General features: G+C 53.0%; 15 protein-coding genes and 1 tRNA gene. 12 read left to right on the top strand and 4 right to left on the bottom strand.

What is annotated here, in order from left to right; all coding sequences use genetic code 11:
• Positions 1-245: 245 nt before the first annotated feature.
• Positions 246-2,315 (bottom strand): methionine--tRNA ligase, encoded by a 2,070-nt coding sequence (metG, locus tag QZN53_RS02575; protein WP_163437267.1) that lies wholly within the window; start codon positions 2,313-2,315, stop codon positions 246-248.
• 44 nt (positions 2,316-2,359) lie between these two features.
• Here metG and QZN53_RS02580 point away from each other — a divergent pair.
• The 4 genes from QZN53_RS02580 (at position 2,360) to QZN53_RS02595 (ending at position 5,715) form a co-directional block, all read left to right on the top strand.
• Positions 2,360-2,432: transfer RNA gene (locus QZN53_RS02580), tRNA-Arg, on the top strand.
• A 146-nt stretch (positions 2,433-2,578) separates the two neighbouring features.
• Entirely contained in the window at positions 2,579-4,141 is a 1,563-nt protein-coding gene (locus tag QZN53_RS02585) for a hypothetical protein (protein ID WP_163437269.1), read from the top strand.
• Between the two features lie 9 nt (positions 4,142-4,150).
• Positions 4,151-4,387, top strand: coding sequence for an XRE family transcriptional regulator (locus QZN53_RS02590; protein WP_163437271.1), 237 nt, complete (start codon positions 4,151-4,153; stop codon positions 4,385-4,387).
• Positions 4,387-5,715 (top strand): TldD/PmbA family protein, encoded by a 1,329-nt coding sequence (locus QZN53_RS02595; protein WP_163437273.1) that lies wholly within the window; start codon positions 4,387-4,389, stop codon positions 5,713-5,715. The genes QZN53_RS02590 and QZN53_RS02595 overlap by 1 nt, the downstream gene beginning before the upstream one ends.
• Positions 5,716-5,768: 53 nt before the next feature.
• Here QZN53_RS02595 and lgt read toward each other — a convergent pair whose 3' ends face one another.
• From lgt to orn, 3 genes are all read right to left on the bottom strand, one after another.
• Positions 5,769-6,644, bottom strand: coding sequence for a prolipoprotein diacylglyceryl transferase (gene lgt / locus QZN53_RS02600; protein WP_163437274.1), 876 nt, complete (start codon positions 6,642-6,644; stop codon positions 5,769-5,771).
• Between the two features lies 1 nt (position 6,645).
• Complete coding sequence (locus QZN53_RS02605; protein ID WP_294651351.1) at positions 6,646-7,911, bottom strand: penicillin-binding transpeptidase domain-containing protein; 1,266 nt, start codon at positions 7,909-7,911, stop codon at positions 6,646-6,648.
• Between the two features lie 99 nt (positions 7,912-8,010).
• Positions 8,011-8,547: an oligoribonuclease gene (gene orn, locus QZN53_RS02610; RefSeq protein WP_205428114.1), complete on the bottom strand. Its 537-nt coding sequence runs from the start codon at positions 8,545-8,547 to the stop codon at positions 8,011-8,013.
• Positions 8,548-8,655: 108 nt separating this feature from the next.
• On the opposite strand from orn, the gene QZN53_RS02615 reads away from it, so the two are divergent.
• From QZN53_RS02615 to QZN53_RS02650, 8 genes are all read left to right on the top strand, one after another.
• Positions 8,656-9,771, top strand: coding sequence for a nucleotidyltransferase family protein (locus tag QZN53_RS02615; protein WP_163437278.1), 1,116 nt, complete (start codon positions 8,656-8,658; stop codon positions 9,769-9,771).
• A gap of 124 nt (positions 9,772-9,895) precedes the next feature.
• Positions 9,896-11,128, top strand: coding sequence for a beta-ketoacyl-ACP synthase II (gene fabF, locus QZN53_RS02620; protein WP_163437279.1), 1,233 nt, complete (start codon positions 9,896-9,898; stop codon positions 11,126-11,128).
• Between the two features lie 93 nt (positions 11,129-11,221).
• Positions 11,222-12,154 (top strand): hypothetical protein, encoded by a 933-nt coding sequence (locus QZN53_RS02625; RefSeq protein WP_294651360.1) that lies wholly within the window; start codon positions 11,222-11,224, stop codon positions 12,152-12,154.
• 28 nt (positions 12,155-12,182) lie between these two features.
• Positions 12,183-12,782 (top strand): riboflavin synthase, encoded by a 600-nt coding sequence (locus tag QZN53_RS02630; RefSeq protein ID WP_072799199.1) that lies wholly within the window; start codon positions 12,183-12,185, stop codon positions 12,780-12,782.
• Positions 12,769-14,007 (top strand): bifunctional 3,4-dihydroxy-2-butanone-4-phosphate synthase/GTP cyclohydrolase II, encoded by a 1,239-nt coding sequence (locus tag QZN53_RS02635; RefSeq protein ID WP_294651370.1) that lies wholly within the window; start codon positions 12,769-12,771, stop codon positions 14,005-14,007. Before QZN53_RS02630 ends, QZN53_RS02635 begins: the two co-directional genes overlap by 14 nt.
• Positions 14,008-14,010: 3 nt before the next feature.
• Positions 14,011-14,472 (top strand): 6,7-dimethyl-8-ribityllumazine synthase, encoded by a 462-nt coding sequence (gene ribH / locus QZN53_RS02640; protein ID WP_072799326.1) that lies wholly within the window; start codon positions 14,011-14,013, stop codon positions 14,470-14,472.
• A gap of 17 nt (positions 14,473-14,489) precedes the next feature.
• Positions 14,490-14,924, top strand: a complete 435-nt coding sequence (gene nusB / locus QZN53_RS02645) for a transcription antitermination factor NusB (protein ID WP_283429198.1) — start codon at positions 14,490-14,492, stop codon at positions 14,922-14,924.
• Between the two features lie 19 nt (positions 14,925-14,943).
• A complete protein-coding gene (locus tag QZN53_RS02650) occupies positions 14,944-18,012 on the top strand; it encodes a DUF2723 domain-containing protein (RefSeq protein ID WP_294651384.1) in 3,069 nt (1,022 codons plus the stop codon).
• Positions 18,013-18,026 lie beyond the last annotated feature (14 nt).

Genomic DNA, 18,026 nt, shown 5'->3' on the forward strand with positions numbered 1-18,026 from the left:
CCGGCTCTGTCGCATCGTCAAGAATGTGATATCGCCTCGCTCTCACAACCACGCCTCGTTAAATAATCCCAAGCCGAGTACAGCAGAAAAAAGCTTGCTTGTTTCTGTTGTTGAGGCGCCGGTTTATGCGATGAAATCGCAATACGAGGCGTTTGTTGTTCATGGAGATTGCTTAGTTTTATTTCTAGAAATGAAAACGGCACCTCGCTTTGAGCGGGGTGCCTGTTTTAAATTTGCTTTTTTGATTAATGCACGCCATTGCCGTCAGCGACGTCGCAAGTCACCGGCTTGCCGTTCACTTCAAGAGCGAGAGCGTCGCAGAATACGGCGCCTCCCTTCACGGAGAGCGCAATCTTCTCGAAGTCTTTCACCTTGAGCTCGCGGGGTTCGCTCGGGGAGACACCCTTGAAGAGGGCGCGGTCACCGGGCTTTGCGTCTTCAGGCACAGAGACGAGGCGGCAGGTGTGTGCTTCGGCGTCGAGGTCGCCTGCAAAGAGCATACCCTGGCTCATGATACCGCGCAGGGCGCTCGGCTTGAGGTTTGCGAACAACAGAATCTTGCGGTCCTGAAGTTCTTCGGCCTTGTAGCTGTTCTTGAGGCCGCTGCAGATGGTGCGGAGTTCGCCTTCGCCGGCGTCCACCTTGAGCACGTAGAGGCTTGTAGCATCCGGATGGTCGGCCACTTCCTTAATCTGGGCCACGCGCATGTCCATGGCGGCGGGCACGTCGGCAGCCATCAGGGGCTTGTTCTGCTTGGGCTTCGGTTGGGCTTCCTGCTTCTTGACTTCTTCTTCAATACGCGGGAAGAGCGGCTTGCCTTCGCCGAATGCTTCGCCACCCTTGAGGATACCCCAGGCGAGATCGTCGGCACTCTGGAACTTGGAGCCGATCATGGCGAGGCCTTCCTCGGACTTGCCCGGAATCACCGGCCACAGCAAGCAGAGCGAGAGACGCACGGCTTCTGCAGATACGTAAAGAACCGTTGCGAGTTCGTCTTTGTGGGCGGGGTCCTTCGCGAGCTTCCACGGAGCCTTGACTTCGAGGTAGCGGTTGATGCTACGCACGAGCTGCATGATGGTTTCGATAGACTGCGAGAGGCGAGCCTGCGGCAGGCCTTCCTTGATTTCGGCAATCACCTTGTTTGCAAGATTGATGACTTCATTTTCGGCGTCGCCGATTGCGGTGGCGGCGGGGAGCTTGCCTTCGAAATTCGTGATGACCAGGCGGTGCACGCGGTTCAGCACGTTACCGAGGTCGTTAGCGAGGTCGCTGTTGATGCGGCGCACGAATGCTTCGTGAGTGAAGTTGGCATCCTGACCGACGACCATTTCACGAGCGAGGAAGTAGCGGAAAGCGTCGATGCCGTACTTTTCCATGTAGTCCATCGGGTTCACCACGTTGCCTGCGGACTTGCTCATCTTTTCGCCGCCGTTCACGAGCCACCAGCCGTGGGCGAGGATGTGCTGCGGAAGCGGGATGTCGAGGGCCATGAGCATGGTCGGCCAGTACACGCTATGCGTGGTGAGAATGTCCTTGCCGATGAGGTGGTAAGTGGCAGGCCAGATCGGCGTGCCGTCGGCATAAGTCTTGTGGAAGGCGGTGGAGGCGCTCACGTAGTTGAGCAAAGCGTCGAACCAAACGTAGGTCACGTAGTCAGTGTCGAAGGGCAGCGGAATGCCCCAGCTAAGGCGTGCCTTCGGGCGGCTGATGCAGAGGTCATTCAGCGGCTGGCGCAGGAATCCGCGGATTTCGTTCCAGCGGTAGTCCGGCACAATCCAGTCCTTGTGGCTTTCCAAGAAGTCGATGAGCTTCTGCTGGTAAGAACCCATCTTGAAGAAGTAGTTCTTTTCCTTGAGCCATTCCACCGGGCGGTGGCTGATGGGGTCGCACTTGTTTTCGTCGAGTTCGTCTTCGCTGAAGAAGCGTTCTTCGCCGACGGAGTACCAACCTTCGTATTCCTTCGAATAAATTTCACCCTTGTCCCAGAGTTTCTGCAGGCATTCCTGCACAAAAGCCTTGTGTTCGGGCATCGTGGTGCGGATAAAGAAGTCGTTGCCGATACCCATCTTCTTCCACAGGTCTTCGAAACGGTGGTAGTATTCATCTACGTGTTCCTGCGGGGTCACGCCGCGCTTTTCGGCGGCGCGCTGCACCTTCTGGCCGTGTTCGTCGGTACCGGTCAAGAAGAAAGTCTGGTAGCCCAGAATCTTGTGGAAACGGGTGAGAATATCGGCCAAGACCGTGGTGTAGGAATGCCCAATATGCGGGGCGTCATTCACATAATAAATCGGGGTAGTAACGTAAAAATTTTTCATGGCCACAAATGTAGAAATTTTTTGTTATATTTGCCACCGAATTTGCCTGGATAGTTCAGTTGGATAGAACGGGTCCCTCCTAAGGATCAGACTCGCGTTCGAATCGCGATCCGGGTATTTCGCTGGTAGCTTCGGCTGCCAGCTCTTTTTTTATGTCATCCCCGCGTAGGCGGGCGGACAGCACTTAGCACATTTAGTGCTTTGTGCGCATGGCCACCAAGGTGGGGATCCCCTTTTCAAGCTGAAATTTTTATTTTTCTAGTGTGAAGAAACTCTATATTGCCTTTATTGTTGTTTTTGCAGTCTTGTTGCTGCTGCCGTTTACGGTGCAGACTGTGGCGGATTTGCGCGGTGAAAAGCGCTTTGTCAGCCTGGATATTTTCAAGGATGTCGTTTATACGCCGTTTAAGCGTGAATCCGAGATGGCGGAATCGGCTGCCAAGTTGAACGATGCCTGGTTTGCGGCGCGTGAATCGATTGCCGGTGGTGCCGAGGTGGGCGAGTCGCTGGAAAACGTGGTCAGTGCGCTTTCGGACCTGGAAGCGGTTGCTCTTACGGTGAACAGCTATGCCGAACTCGATACGGCTGAGGCGGACTACAAGTTGCTGAAGTTGGCGGATACTTTGGTAGCCTCCCTTGAAGATGAACCCGAAACCTTCAAAACCGTGGATTCCACGCTGAAGGCGGTTGTGGCTGAATTTGGACATTTCTCGGTTTGGCGTGCGCTTTGTGGCATTAAGCATTACGGCGTGTGGACGAGCCGTTATCTGCGTGCGTTCGAAAACAAAGTCGAAGACGAAAATGCGCTTGTGCTTGCTTTCCGCCCCAAGTACCAGTTGGCGGTATGGAATGTTTTCAATGATCCGGGCGAAAAAGTTGTGCTCGGTTCTGGTTCGGGCCGTTGGCTGTTCTACCGTCAAGATGTAGAATTCCTGGTGCAGCCGTCGCCGCTGGATGTACGCAGCGCAAAGCTCGATAACCCGATTCAGGCTATTCTCAAGTTCCGCGACCAGCTCAAGGCGAAGGGCGTAGAGCTCCTAGTGGTGGTTACTCCGGGCAAGCCGAGCATTTATCCGGAACGCTTGACCGGCGTTGATGGCTTGAAACTTGCTGGACACGGCAAGGCGATTCTGGATTCGCTTGCTACGCTTGGGCTGAATACGGTGGATTTGTATACGCCGCTCCTTGCCGCAAAGGCAGACGATGCAAACCTGGGTGCGCTTTATCTGGATGACGATACGCACTGGACTCCGCGTGGTGCAGAACTTGCCGCCGGTGAAATCGCGAAAAAGGTGAACGCGATGGTGGATGCGGGCCTGATCAATATCGGTGAACCGTCCATGGATTATGTGGTGTCTGATTCTTTGGCGGACCGCATGGGCGACATTGGCGAAATGAGCGGCCTCAACAAGTTCAACGTGTTCAAGGTACAACAGGTAACCGGCCATGTGGTTTCTCAGCAAGAAATTTCGGAACACATGGAAGCTCCGGCAGATTCGCTTTCGGATTCCACGGTGGTACGCGATACGACCAAGACTCCGTTTAAGGATGACTTCCGCAAGTCGAAGATTTTGATTTTGGGCGACAGCTTCAGTCGCATTTACCAGACGGATGCGCCTGTGAATGCGGGTTGGATTGCACATTTTGCAAGGAATATCGGCCGACCGGTGTCCTCGATTGTGAGCGATGGCGGTGCTTCTACGCTTGTGCGTGAAAAGCTTGCCCGTAAGGCGGGCGTGCTCAAAGGCAAGAAACTCCTGATTTGGGAATTTGTAGAACGCGACCTGCGCTTTGGCGCCGAAGGCTGGAAAACGATTGAATTTTAGGAATTGACTATGGCAAGGCATGGAACACCCACTCCGGGGCAGGCGATTTTAGAAGGCATTGAATGGCTCAAGATGGATAAGGCGGAATTTGCCCGCCGCATCGGTGTCCCGATGGAGACTCTCGAGGGCTTGATTGCGGGAACGGTTGAAGTTACCCGCGAACTTGCCGAAGCGCTTGAATCCGTGACGGGTAGCCCCGCTGCCTATTGGCGCATGCTCGCCAGCAAAGCCAAGAGGAATGCGTAATGAATATTACCGACGCCGTTTCTTGTATGTGCGACCTCGCGAAGGGCGAGGCGGAACAGTTTGATGTAATTGCCTCGAATTCCCATTCCGAGGGCTTGTCTGTTTTTCAGGGCCAGGTGCAGAATACCGAAATTTCGGATTCCGTAGGGCTTGGCATTCGCGTGATTAAGGATGGACGTCCGGGGTATGCGCACACGGAACGCTTGACCAAGGAAGCGATTGCGCAGACCATCAAGGATGCCATTTGCCATACGCAGTGGACCGAGAAGGTTGACTTTGAATTGCCTGCTCCGGCAAAGATTCCTGAAGGCAATCCCAATTACAATCCGGCGCTGGAATCGCTTACGTTGGCAGAACTCAAGGACTTTTGCATCGAACTTGAAAAGGAAACGTTTGCACGTTCTGCCGACATCAAGAATATTCCGTACTTGGGTGCTGACCTGAACCGCGACTTTTCGATTGTCGCAAACCACAAGGGCCTTTTCTATACCGATAAGGGCAACTCGGTATCGGTGGGTGCAGGCGCAGTCGCTGTGCGCGATGGTATCAGCAAGCTCGGCAACTTTGTCAAAAGTGAACGCGACTGGAGCAAGTTCACCGTTGCTGAAATCGCTGACAAGGCTGCCAACTACGCAACGGAACTTTTCGGCGCCAAGAAAATCGAAGGCGGCAAGATTCCTGTCGTGTTCTCGGAACGAATTTCCGGCCGATTCATGAGTATGTACGCTTCACCGTTCATCGCTGAATCCATGCAGAAGGGAACTTCTCGCTTGGCCGGTAAAGAAGGCCAGAAGATAGCCTCCGAAAAGCTTTCTCTCTGGAGCGATCCGCTCGGTGAGAACTTCTGCCACAAGATGTACTTTGATTCCGAAGGCTGCTTGACTCGACGAGTCGAAGTCATTAAGGACGGCATCTTTAACGAAGCTCTCTACAATTTGGAAACCGCTGCGAAGGCTGGCTGTGCCACAACGGGCAACGGCGCCCGCGATTTCGGCTCCAAGATGTCTACGGCGTTCTGGAACATGTTCGTTCCGGCAGGGGAGTATTCTTCTGCGGATCTTCTGAAGCTTTTCCCCAAGTGCCTCTTGGTGGTGCGCCTCGAAGGCGGTTCCGGCTGTAGCTCCGTGAGTGGCGAACTCAGCATTGGTGCCCACGGTTTCTGGTGCGAAAACGGCGTGATTCAACACCCTGTCGATGGCGTGACCTTGTCGGGCAACTACTTCGACATCATCCAGAATGTGGTCGGAGTCGGCAACGAATATTACAATCCGTTTGCCGGGATCAAGGTCCCGGCGCTTGCCATCAGCGAGCTTGCGGTGAGTTGTTAAAAAAAGTCCCCTTACGGGGACTCTTTTTTTAATCTCAAACCACTGTCTACTGCCTACTTCTTACTGTCTACAGCAGCCTTCTTTTGCCTGTAAATCAGAACAATCAGCCAGATTAAACCGGTCAGGAACATGACGCTGCAAAGCGTCTGTCCGCGGCTCATGCCGAACAGGTCCACGCGGCCGAGATGTGCGTCGGGCCTGCGGAAAAATTCGATGAAGAATCTAAAGAAACCATAGCCCATCAGGTACAGGCAAGGCATCTTGTCTCGCAGCAGCGGAATGCGTCTTAAGTTGTACAAAATTGCAAATAAGATAACGCCTTCGAACAGCATTTCGTAAAGCTGGCTCGGGTGGTGCAGAATGGGGTTGGTAATGGGGCTATCGTGGGCGAGCGGGAACCACATGCCGATGCCGCTTGTGGTGACTTCGCCAAATAGTTCGCCGTTAATGAAGTTGCCCCAGCGGCCCCAGGTGTAGGCGAGCGGCGCCAGCATAAAGCAAAGGTTCAGGCCTTCCCACACCTTCATCTTGTTGCGCTTGAGGCCGATGTAGGTGAAAATCGTTCCAAGAATCATGCCGCCGTGGTAGCTCATGCCTGAGATTCCGGCAAAGTGGTAACCAAGTGCATCATGCGTCATGGGCAGTATGATTTCGGTCGGGTTTGCAAGGTAGTAGCCCGGTTTGTAGAAGAACACGTAACCCAGGCGTGCACCGATAATGATACCCGCGATAATCCAGGTGAACAGGCTGTCGAACTGGTCCTTGGTGTAGCCCAGCTTTTCCTTCTTGTTTACGTGCATCAGTGTGAGGTAGCCCGTCACGAAGGCGAAAATGTACATGATGCCGTACCAGCGCACCGGGAAACTCCCGAGCATAAAGGCCGTTCCGTCAAAATAAGAAGGGATTAGATTCCACCATGTCGGTTCCATTTTACTTTCCTTTCTTGGGTAAATATTGGTGTGCCCAATAGTTAAACAGCATTCCGGCGACCTGGGTTGCCGGCTGCGAGCGCATGCCCTGCAAGTCGTGCACCTGCATAATCACGAGCACCACCGCCTTGCTCGGGTCCGCCTTGGACTGTGCAAAACCCATGAACCATTCGTAGCGGCCGTAGGGGTCGTGTCCGTCGAGGGAACCAGTCTTTCCGCCGATGGTGAGAGCCTCGTAGTTCTTGCGGGCCATGTGCCTGGTCGAAATGTTCTTGCGGGCGGTACCGTGTGTGACCGTGCGGATCATCGCTTCGCGCAGGCCGTAATAAGTGTTGTCGCTGAACTTGCCCACATCAAGTGCGATGCGGCTCTTGGGGGCGAATCCGTCCAAGTTGGCTGCCCATGGAATTTCCAGCGGCTTTTTCGTGAGAATGGAGCGAACCTGTGCTGCGGCAAGAAGCGGGGTCAATGTGGTGGCTTCCGTAAAGCCGCTGCTGACTTCGGCGAGGCCGTAGCCGGTATCAGGTGGAGCGTAGTTGGAACGCGGGGGGAGTGCACCCGGGAAGTTCGTATTGTAGCCTAATTTCTTGGCGGCGCTACGCAGGCGTTCGGCACCCACGTTCATGCCCACGATGGCCATGGGCGGGTTCGCGGACTTGGCGTAGGCGTCTTGCAGTTCGATAAACGGACCCTTGTAGCCTTCCTTGACGCGCAGCTGGTTCTTGTAAAGGTGAATGCTGGAGCCAATCATTGGAATCTGCGACGTGAGCGAGTAGCGGTTCGATTCCATGGCTGCCGAAATGGTGACTGTCTTTGCAAGCGATGCCGCCGGGAAGGTGTTCTTGATAAAGTAGTCGGGCTTTTCTTGCACGTGGTTATTGCGGCGTTCGCCCCAGGCAATGATTTCGTTGCTCTGCGGGTCTACCATCAAGATGACTGCGTGTTCGGGGCGGAATCGGCGTAGCAGGTTGTCGATTTTTTCGGCCATGAAAACATCTTTCTGGGCCTTGATGTGCGTGCTGTCGATGACGTCTGCTTCGGTAGGACTTTCGGGGACGACTGCTGCGGCTACCGTTGCCTGCGTATTTGCCAGGTCTTCGGAATCGGCCTTCGGGAAAATTCCCGTTTCGCTTATCTGTTCGGCCTGCAGGGTAGCGTCGTTGGTGGCTGTAGAATCAATCGCTTCTGCATATTCATCTTCTTCAGCGGGCTTTTGGGGGTCTTTCTCGCTAAAGATGCAGGTGCCCATCAGGGCGCAAAGTCCCATAAAAACGGAAAAAACGATAATTCGATTGCGGATCCTAACGGCGTAGGGGAGCCTTTTTTTCGGAAGGTAGTTGTTATAGTCCATCTTAAAGTTTAAACTTTACTTAAAAATCGTCTTGCGGTAGTATTCGAGTTCGGCAATGCTTTCGCGGATATCGTCCAGGGCCTGGTGCTTTTCCATCTTTTGGAATTCTGGCAGGTCCGGGTACCAGCGGAAGGTCAGTTCCTTGATAGAACTCACGTCGATGTTCCTGTAATTCAGCCAGCCGGTCAAAAGCGGCATGTACTTGTACAGAAAACGCCTGTCCTGCGTAATGGAATTTCCGCAGAGCACGTTTCCGCGTTCGGTGGTGAAGGGCTTGATGAAGTCAAGGGTCATCTTGTCGGCGTCGGCCATGGTGAGTGTCGACTTACGGCAGCGTTCCACGAGTCCACTCTGGGTGTGGTGACGCTTATTCCAGTCGTCCATGCCTTCAAAAACGTTTTCAGTCTGGTGAATCGCCAAGACAGGCCCTTCGGCCAAAATATTCAAGTTCGGGTCGGTTACGATCGTCGCTATTTCGAGAATGACGTCCCTCTCCGGCTCAAGACCCGACATTTCGAGGTCCATCCAGACGAGGTTCGGTGCGCTTTTAATTCTTGCCATAACGCGGACAATTTAAAAAAATTTAAAGTGTAAAATTGTGCTGGTGGTTGGTTATGAATGCATTTCCGCCCAGGTGCGTTATTTTTTTATTTTTAGGGCATGGAGTCTTTGAATAAGTTGCTGCGAATGGCTGTTTCGCCCGAGTGTAATCCGCAGATATTTGATTGTAAATTAGATGAATCTGAATGGGAAAAGGTTCATTCGGAAAGCTTGCGTCATTTGGTGGCGGCGGTTGTTTACCGAGCCGTCCGTAATCTGCCTAAAGAAAAACGCCCCCCGTTAGAATTGATGTTTCAGTGGGCGAGTGAGGCGGAAACTGTCAAAGGGCATAATGAACTTTTGAATGCGGAAGCTGCGAAGTATACGGAACTGTTTGCTGCGAAGGGGCGTAAAACGGCTGTCTTGAAAGGGGCTGCCAATGCAAGACTTTACCCGGATCCGTTTATGCGACATGCGGGGGATATTGACTTGTGGGTCGAAGGTGGCCGGAAAAGCGTTGTCGCTCTTGTGAAAGAGATGGGTTATGAACTTGATAAGACTGGTGAAAATGCCCCGCATCATGTTCATTTGCTCAATACGGGTAAAGTTTCTGTTGAGGTTCATTTTAAGCCATCTTCAGGAGTCTTGTGCCCGCTTGCGAATGCCCGTCTGCAACGTTATCTGAAACGCGAAATCTTGAATACGGAGCATGTGCCCGAAGGTTTTTGGTCGCCGTCAATCAAGTTTGCTCTTGTTATGCAATTGGCTCACCTTCAAAGGCATTTTTTCGGTGAGGGCGTTGGACTCAAGCAGTTTGTCGATTATGTTATCTTGTTGCAGCATTCTACAGCCGAAGACCGTCGCGAAGTTGCCTCAAAATTGGGGAGTTTTGGCCTTAAGCGCATGGCTGGTGCCTTTATGTGGGCCATGCAAGAAGTTTTTGGCCTGGAAATAGATTATATGCTTGTGCCGCCCAATAAAAAACTGGGAAAAAAGGTACTTGCTGAGGTTTACGATAGCGGAAACTTCGGCTTTAGTCGTATAAATGCCAAGGACTTGCATGGAATGAACTTTGTTCTGCGCTGGTTTACGAATCGCTGGAAGTCGATTCGGCTTATGCCTTATTCGCCGTTCGAGGTGTTTTGGCATGAAATAGAGTATTGGAAAGACTTTGCTAAATCGATTCCGTTTAGAATCAAACAGCGTCGCGTTTCTATTTGGGACTTGTACCATTAGAGCGGCTTTTTTGCTCAAAATTTTAGAATTGTAGCTAATTTGTAAGTATTTTGTATCAAATTTCTAAAAATTTAAGACAAAATGCTCCCAAGTTACTTTGCTTTTTTCTATATTTGCGCGCACTATGGAAGAAGTTGTAATTACAGGTATGGGGTGCGTTTCCGCCCTCGGCAATACGCCGGAACTCCTTTGGAACAACCTGCTGGAAGGTAAATCCGGACTCGCAACGATCGATCGCTTCGATATCACCAACTATCCGATTAAGATAGCTGCTGCCGTCAAGGAATTCGATGGTTCCGAATATATTACCCCGCGCGATTCGTCCCGTCTGTCCAGGTGCATCCAGTACGCTGTGTATGCCTCTTTCCAGGCTCTTAAGAACGCCGGTATTTCCCCCGAAAACGAAGATCCGACCCGCTCTGGCGTGATTATCGGTTCCGGTATCGGTGGCATGCAGATTTATAGCGACTCTGTCGTGGCCCTTGACAAGCGTGGCCCGGGTCGTGTGTCTCCGTTCTTTATTCCGATGTCTATCGTGAACATGCCCGCTGGCGAAGTTTCCAACCGCACTGGCTGGATGGGTCCCTGCTACGCAGTGGTTTCCGCTTGCGCAACCTCTAACCACTCCATCGCCGCCGCTTACGACCAGATCCGTCTCGGCCGCGCCGATATCATGCTCGCCGGTGGTACCGACGAAACCGTGAACAATGTCGCTCTCGCTGGCTTTACTTCCATGAAGGCTTTGAGCAAGCGCAATGACGACCCGACGACGGCTTCTCGTCCGTTCGACAAGGACCGTGATGGTTTCGTGATTGGTGAAGGTTCTGGCATTCTCGTTCTCGAAAGCCTTACGCATGCTAAGAAGCGTGGCGCCAACATTCTCGCCCGCGTGGCCGGCATCGGCATGAGCGCTGACGCTCACCACATGTCCGCCCCGCGTGAAGACGGCGAAGGCGTCCGCCTCGCTATCGAAATGGCTCTCCGCGAAGCCGGTATTTCCCCGAAGGATGTGGGCTACGTGAATACCCACGGTACTTCGACCCCGCTCGGCGACGTTGCTGAATGCTCCGCCCTCGAAAAGGTCTTTGCCGGCGCTACCGACAACCTCAAGGTGAACTCCTCCAAGTGCATGATCGGCCACGCTCTCGGCGCTGCTGGTGCTCTCGAAGCCATCATCACCGTGAAGTCCTTGCAGAATCAGATGATTCATGCGACCACGAACGTGTTCAACCAGGACGAACGCATCCACCTCGATGTGTGCGCCAACAAGAACACCAGCCACTCGTTCAACTACGCCATGTCCGACAGCTTCGGCTTCGGTGGCCAGAACAGCGTGCTGCTCCTCGGTCGCAACTAAGGTTCGCTAACCACACTTTATAAAGCTCCTGGGGTTCATTCTCCGGGGCTTTTTTTGTTGCCTTTGTAAAGAAATGTTTCTATAATTGAGCCGGTGAAAATTTTCCGTTCTATATCGATTGCGCTGTTGGCTCTCCTGTTTGCAAGCGTTTCCTTGCAAGCGGCTCCGAGTGATCCGCCGACATGGCGCGATTCCACGTGGGACTACCGCAGTGAAGACCCGGCCGATACGGTTGAGTTTTCTGTCGCTAAAAGTGTCGGCGTGGCCTCGACGGTGTTGATTGCTTACGGTGCCGCCTACTGGCTTGTATTCCAGAAAGGCTGGTGGGACGAACAGGGGAGTGATTTCCATTTCGAAAACGATTTTGATTACGCCTTGAACCTCGATAAACTTGGCCATTTCGCTTCGGGCGTCATGATGGGCGAGTCCTTTTACGAAGGCTACCGCTGGGCGGGAATTTCCGAGTTTTATTCGTACTTGTTTGCAGGCTTCTCGGCAATGGCGACTCATATTGCAATCGACGTGAAAGACGGCTATTCGCCGGAGTGGGGCTTCAGCATTTTTGATGTGCTTTCGGGAACGCTCGGCGGCTTCTTGCCGATGGCGGAACGCTATGTTCCCGTGTTCAAGTATGTAGATCTCAAGTGGAGCTACTGGATCAATACCAAGGCGTATTACAGACAAAGTAAAACAGGCGTGTTTACCGATGACTATTGCAACCAAACATTCTGGGCATCGTTTAAGGTTTACCGCTTGTTGCCTAAGGCCGCGCGCCAGTATTATCCGAGCTGGCTTGCCATTGCGGCTGGCTTGAGTATTGACGAAGGTGTGTTCCTGCACGACAGAGATGTGACGCCGCATCGCGAAGTATATATTGCCCTGGATTACGACCTGGAAGCGTTCCGTCCGCAGAGCCGCATGGCGCGTACCATTGTCAAGTACCTGAATTACTTCAAACTGCCGGCCCCCACCGTGCAAGTTTATCCCGAATTCCACTGGTACTTGCTGTATCCCATTAAGTTCTAAAGAGAAATTTTTCTATTTTTGCCCCCGTATGTTTACGGGTATTATTCAATCTACCGGTGAAATCGTTTCTATTGAAAGTAGGGGCGATGCGCTTACCATGCGCCTTAAGTCACCGGGCTTTTTTAAGAATTGTAAGTTGGGCGACAGTGTCGCTAACGATGGTGTGTGTCTTTCCATTGAATCTTGTACCGATGACGAAGCGACTTTTTGCCTGATGCACCAGACGGTGGAAAATACGGGCTTTAAGCAGGCCGCTGTCGGTAAGTTGGTGAATTTGGAACTTCCGTGTCGTGCAGACAGCTTTATGGGCGGTCATTTTGTGATGGGCCATGTGGACTGCATTACCGAAGTCATCAAGGTGACTCCGCGCGAAACGGGTGTCGAAGTGGACTTGAAGCTCCCTGCAGACCTGCGTCGCTACGTGATTCGCCGCGGTTCGATTTCTCTCAACGGAATCAGCCTGACGGTCGCTGAAAAGTTTGAAGATTCCATTCGCGTGTGCATTATCCCTGAAACGCTTGCCCGCACGAACCTGCGCAACTGGGTTCCGGGTACGATTGTGAATGTGGAAGTCGACATGCTCGGCAAGTATATTGAAAATTATCTGAAGGAACGTGACCTTGCTTAATACGATTGAAGAGGCCATAGAAGATTTTAAGAACGGCAAGTTTTTGATTGTGGTCGATGACGAAGACCGCGAAAACGAAGGCGACTTTGTCATCGCCGCCGAAAAGATTACGCCCGAAAAGGTGAACTTCATGCTCCACGAAGGCCGTGGCGTGCTTTGCGCACCGCTCCCGATCAAGCGTTGCCATGAACTGAACCTCACGCGGCAGACCGCCGAGAATACCTCGATTTTGGGAACGCCCTTTACCATCATGGTCGATAAAATTGAAGGCTGCACTACGGGTGTATCCGCTCATGATCGTGCGGCGACGATTCTTGCACTTTCTGACCCGAATTCCAAGCCCAGCGACTTCGGCAGGCCGGGGCATATTTCGCCCCTGTACGCCCAGGAAGAGGGCGTACTCCGTCGCGCAGGCCATACCGAAGCGGCTGTAGATTTGGCAAAGCTTGCGGGCCTGCGCCCGGCGGCCGCCTTGATCGAAATCATGAACGAAGACGGCACGATGGCTCGTATGCCGCAGCTTCAGGAAGTCGCGAAGAAGTTTAACCTCAAGATTATCTCGATCCGCGACCTCATCGACTATCGCTTGAAAAATGAAAAGCTCGTGCAGCGCGTAGCCGCCCCGCACGTGTCGACCAAGTACGGCGACTTTACCGCCTACGCTTACAAGAGCAAGACCGACGGCGTAGAACATGTGGCTTGGGTCGCTGGTAACCCCGACTTCAGCAAGCCGGTGTACGTGCGCGTGCATAGCGAATGCCTTACGGGCGATATCTTTGGTAGCCTGCGTTGCGATTGTGGCGAGCAGCTGGCCGCCGCCATGAAGTTCATTGGCGAGCACGGCGGCGTGTTCCTTTACATGCGCGGTCAAGAAGGCCGTGGAATCGGTCTCTGCAACAAGCTCCGCGCTTACGAACTGCAAGAAAAGGGCATGGACACGGTCGAAGCGAACTTGCACCTTGGGTTCAAGTCGGACCTGCGCCAGTACGGTACGGGCGCCCAGATTCTGGCAGACCTCGGCGTCAAGGAAATGCGACTCCTCACGAACAACCCGAGCAAGATTTCGGGCATTACGGCCTATGGCCTTAAAATTGTGGAACGCGTGCCGATCGAAATTAAGCCGAACAAGGAAAACTTGTTCTACCTGCTCACAAAGCAGAAGAAGATGGGACACCAGCTGCACGTGGATGCCGCTGCCGAAGCGAATTTGAAAGAGGATAAGTAAATGGTGAACGAAATCAAGAATTCCCTCAATGGTAGTGGCCTCAAGGTGGCAATCGCCGTTGCCCGCTTTAACGAGGTCGTGACCGACAAGCTCCTGGAAGGGGCTGTGCGTCAGCTTGAACTGCTCGGTGTAGCAGACAAGGACATCACGGTCGTGCATGTGCCGGGCGCATTCGAACTCCCGGGCGTGTGCCGTCGCCTCGCTGACAGCGGCAAGTACAGTGCCGTGATGGCGCTGGGGGCCGTGATTCGCGGCGAAACCAGCCACTACGACGTGGTGGTGAATGCGTCTACCGGCGGTATTGCTAACATCGCTGCCGAAGGCAAGCTCCCCGTGATTCTTGGAATCCTCACCACCGATACCGTGGACCAGGCTATGAATCGTGCAGGCCTCAAGGCCGGCAACCTCGGCTCCAGCTGGGCATCTACCGCCGTTGAAATGGCAAACCTTTACAAGACCATCTAATTACTAGCGACTCGATTATGAAAGTAAGTTACAGACCCGCCCGTGTTTTTGCCATGCAGCTCTTGTATGCCATGGAAATTACGGGCCAGACCGCAGGGGAGGCTCTTCCGGGAGTGCTCGAATCCCAGCCCCTTCACGCTGAACAGAAAAAGTATGGAATGAAGCTGGTGGACCTGGTGCAGGCCCATCGCGAAGAACTCGACGAAAACATCAAGGCCGCGGCCGCCCACTGGGAACTGGACCGCATGGCAAGCCTTGACCGCATTGTGCTCCGCATTGCGATGGTCGAACTTTCTTACATCCCCGAAATCCCGATGAAGGTCGCCATTACCGAAGCGGTGCAGATTGCCGCCAAGTACAGCACCGACAATTCGGATTCTTTCGTGAACGGCCTTTTGACTGGCTTTATGCGTAACCGTGGCATGGTTGTCACCGAACCCAAGGAAAAGTAAAATGCTTAAGGAAAAATGGATGAAACATATCTTCGCAGGCATTGCAGCATTTGTGGCACTGATCGTGTATGTGCTGACAATGGCTCCTACGGTAAGCTTCTGGGATTGCGGCGAATTTGTCGCCTGTGCCAATACCTTGGGTATTCCGCATCCTCCTGGAACTCCGTTCTTCGTGTTCCTTGCCCGTGCAGTCATCGTGCTGCTCCCGTTCGTGGGTGAAATCGCAAAGCGCGTGAACTACATCTCGGTGGTGAGCTCCGCGGCGACTGTCTACGTGACGGCTCTCTTTGCCTGGGAACTCCTCGCAACCGTGCTCAAGACGGATGCCTTGGCTGAAAAGATTTCCAGTAAGGTTCGCACGGCCGTGCTCGGCTCTGCCGCTCTCGTGGCCGGTTTCCTCCTGACCTTCTCGGACACCTTCTGGTTCAATGCTGTCGAAGCCGAAGTTTACGGCATCGCCATGTTGATCTTGATGCTTGTGTCTTATCTCGGTCTCGTTTGGTACAACAAGCGTAACGAAGAATATAGCGACCGCATTCTGATTTTCATTTGCTACATCGCCTTCCTCGGCGTGGGCGCTCACCTTTACACCATGCTTACGGTTCCTGCCGTGTTTGCGCTCTTGCTCGTGGCCGAACCCAAGAAGATTGTAGAACGCATTCCTATCTGGATTACGGGTACGCTCCTTTGCTCCGTGATCTACATGGTGTCTGCATTTATTGAAATCTCTTTCATCTGCTTGATTGCTCTTTCGATTCTTTGCCTTGCAAAGCCTATCAAGAACAAGGGTGTGCAGCGCAGCATGCGTCTGTCCTTGGCATTTGCTTTCTTTGCCCTGATTGGTTACAGCACGCACCTCTACATTCCGATCCGTTCGGAATTGAACCCGATTATCGACGAAAACGATCCTGAAATCAACATCCGCGATGAACAAGGCAACCTCCAGCTGGGTAACCTGTTCAAGGATGAAAACTGGGTCGCCTTCAATAACTTCATTGAACGTAAGCAGTACGGCTCCGAAAGCATGATTAGTCGTGCCTTCTATCGTCGTTCTCGCATTAGCCACCAGTTCCTCTCCTTCCCGCACATGGGTTACGGTGGATACCAGATGGCTCAGTACCTGCCGTATAAGGTGGGCGATGTGAACTACGCCAACGGCGTCTATACCTTCGATGCTGCCGACAACCAGCCGGTGGAACGTTTCGGTATCAAGTTCCCCACACAGATGAGCTTCATGGGCGATGCAACGCTCCCGCAGTTCATGATGTTCTTGCTCTTTAACGGCCTTTTGGTGATGGTTTGCGTGTTTGTCTGGAAGCGCAACCGCAACGTGGGCGTGTTCGTTTCTGTACTTTATGCTCTCTGCTCTCTCGGCCTGTTGTTCTACATCAACTTTGCCGACGGCACTCGCATGGAACAGCGCGATCATGACTACTGGGTGTCTGTGATGAGCCGCAATGTTCAAGACCTGAACAGCCGCGGCATGGGTATTTCGGCTCTGCCGGACCCGAACGAACTCATCGATATGCGCCAGAATATCGAACATGCCAAGATCCGCCTGGAAACGCTCAAGGCCCGTGGTGCAAACGAAGCTCGTCTTGCCGATATCCAGCGTGAAATCGATGGCTATACCAATTCCGCTGTTTGGCAGAACTGGCAGAAGATTGAAAGCGGCTTTGCCCAGGTGGGTAGCCGTGCTCCGTTCCCCGATGCTGTGCACCTGGAAGTGCGTGAACGTGACTACTTCTATACTCCGGCATTCATTGTCATGAGCATGATTTACGGTATCGGTGCCGGTATCCTGGTGTTCCTGGTTGCAACGTCTAGCTTTGCTGCCTTTGCCAACCCGGTGGCTGCAGCCTTGGTTGCTGTGTCCTTCCTGGTACCTTGCATTTCGAACTACAAGGAACACGACCGCTCTGGCCTTTGGGTTCCTTGGGATTACGCCTTCAACCTGCTCAATAGCTGCCGCCCGAATGCCATTCTCTTTACGAATGGTGACAACGATACCTTCCCGCTGTGGTTTGCTCAGGAAGTGGCCGGCGTGCGTAAGGACGTTCGCGTGGTGAACCTCTCGCTTGGTAATACCGACTGGTACATCAAGCAGATGCTCGACAACGAGCCGATTCTCAAGCTCAGCTACGACAAGGCCGCTATCGACCGCGACATGGTGCTCGACAACAGCTCTGCTTCTAACCCGAACCATCAGGTTTCTACTTGGGTCAAGAACGCTCAGCGCCTTATGCCGCAGCTCAAGAACCGCATTGACGCTATGGAAGGTCAGGAACTTTCTTCGGCCGATTCTGCAAAGCTCTTGCAGTTCAAGGTGCATTATCAGGTGTGGGATGCCTTTACGGAATGGGCTGCCCGTACTCGTAGCGGCATGATGCTCACACAGCACAAGTTGGTGATTGACCTTGCTCTCCAGAACATGGACAAGCCGATTGAAATTTCGACGACTGTCGGTACTTCCAACTTCATGGGCCTTGAAAAGTACATGGTCCAGGAAGGCATGGTCTACAACTTCGTGAAGGGTGATTTGACCCCGAAGCGTAACTCCTTCGATTCCAAGTTCACGGCCAACTTGATTGATTCTGTATTCAAGTTCCGCGGCCTAGGCGACGGTACTGCCTATATCAATGGCGAAACCGAACGCCTGCTCTCTGGCTACGTGTCGCTCTACTTGCAGATTTCTTTCGATGCACGCGACAAGATTTCGACGCTCCGCAACACGCATCCGTTTACTGCCGAAAGAAAGGCTCAGGTCGACAGCATTGCCGCTTCTGCTGGCAAGTACCTCGAAATGGGCATGAAGCAGTTCCCGAGCGAATGGCGTAACTACTGGGCTGCAGCATTCGTTTACGAAGCCGCTGGCCAGAAGGCTAAGGCCCAGGATGCGGTGAATCGCGGTCTTGAAAATGTTCCGGCTTACGAAGATGGCGGTCGTGCTCGTCTCATGATGGCTGCTCGCCAGATTGAACAGTTGTCCGACGAACCTTTGAAGGTTGAAGAACCTGTGCCGGCTGCTCCGGCCGATTCCCTCCAAAAAGATTCTGCTAACGAACCTGCTGTAGTAGCTGCTAAGTAATTTATTGCGATAAG

It is taken from the genome of uncultured Fibrobacter sp. (genome assembly GCF_900316465.1).
GTDB lineage: Bacteria > Fibrobacterota > Fibrobacteria > Fibrobacterales > Fibrobacteraceae > Fibrobacter.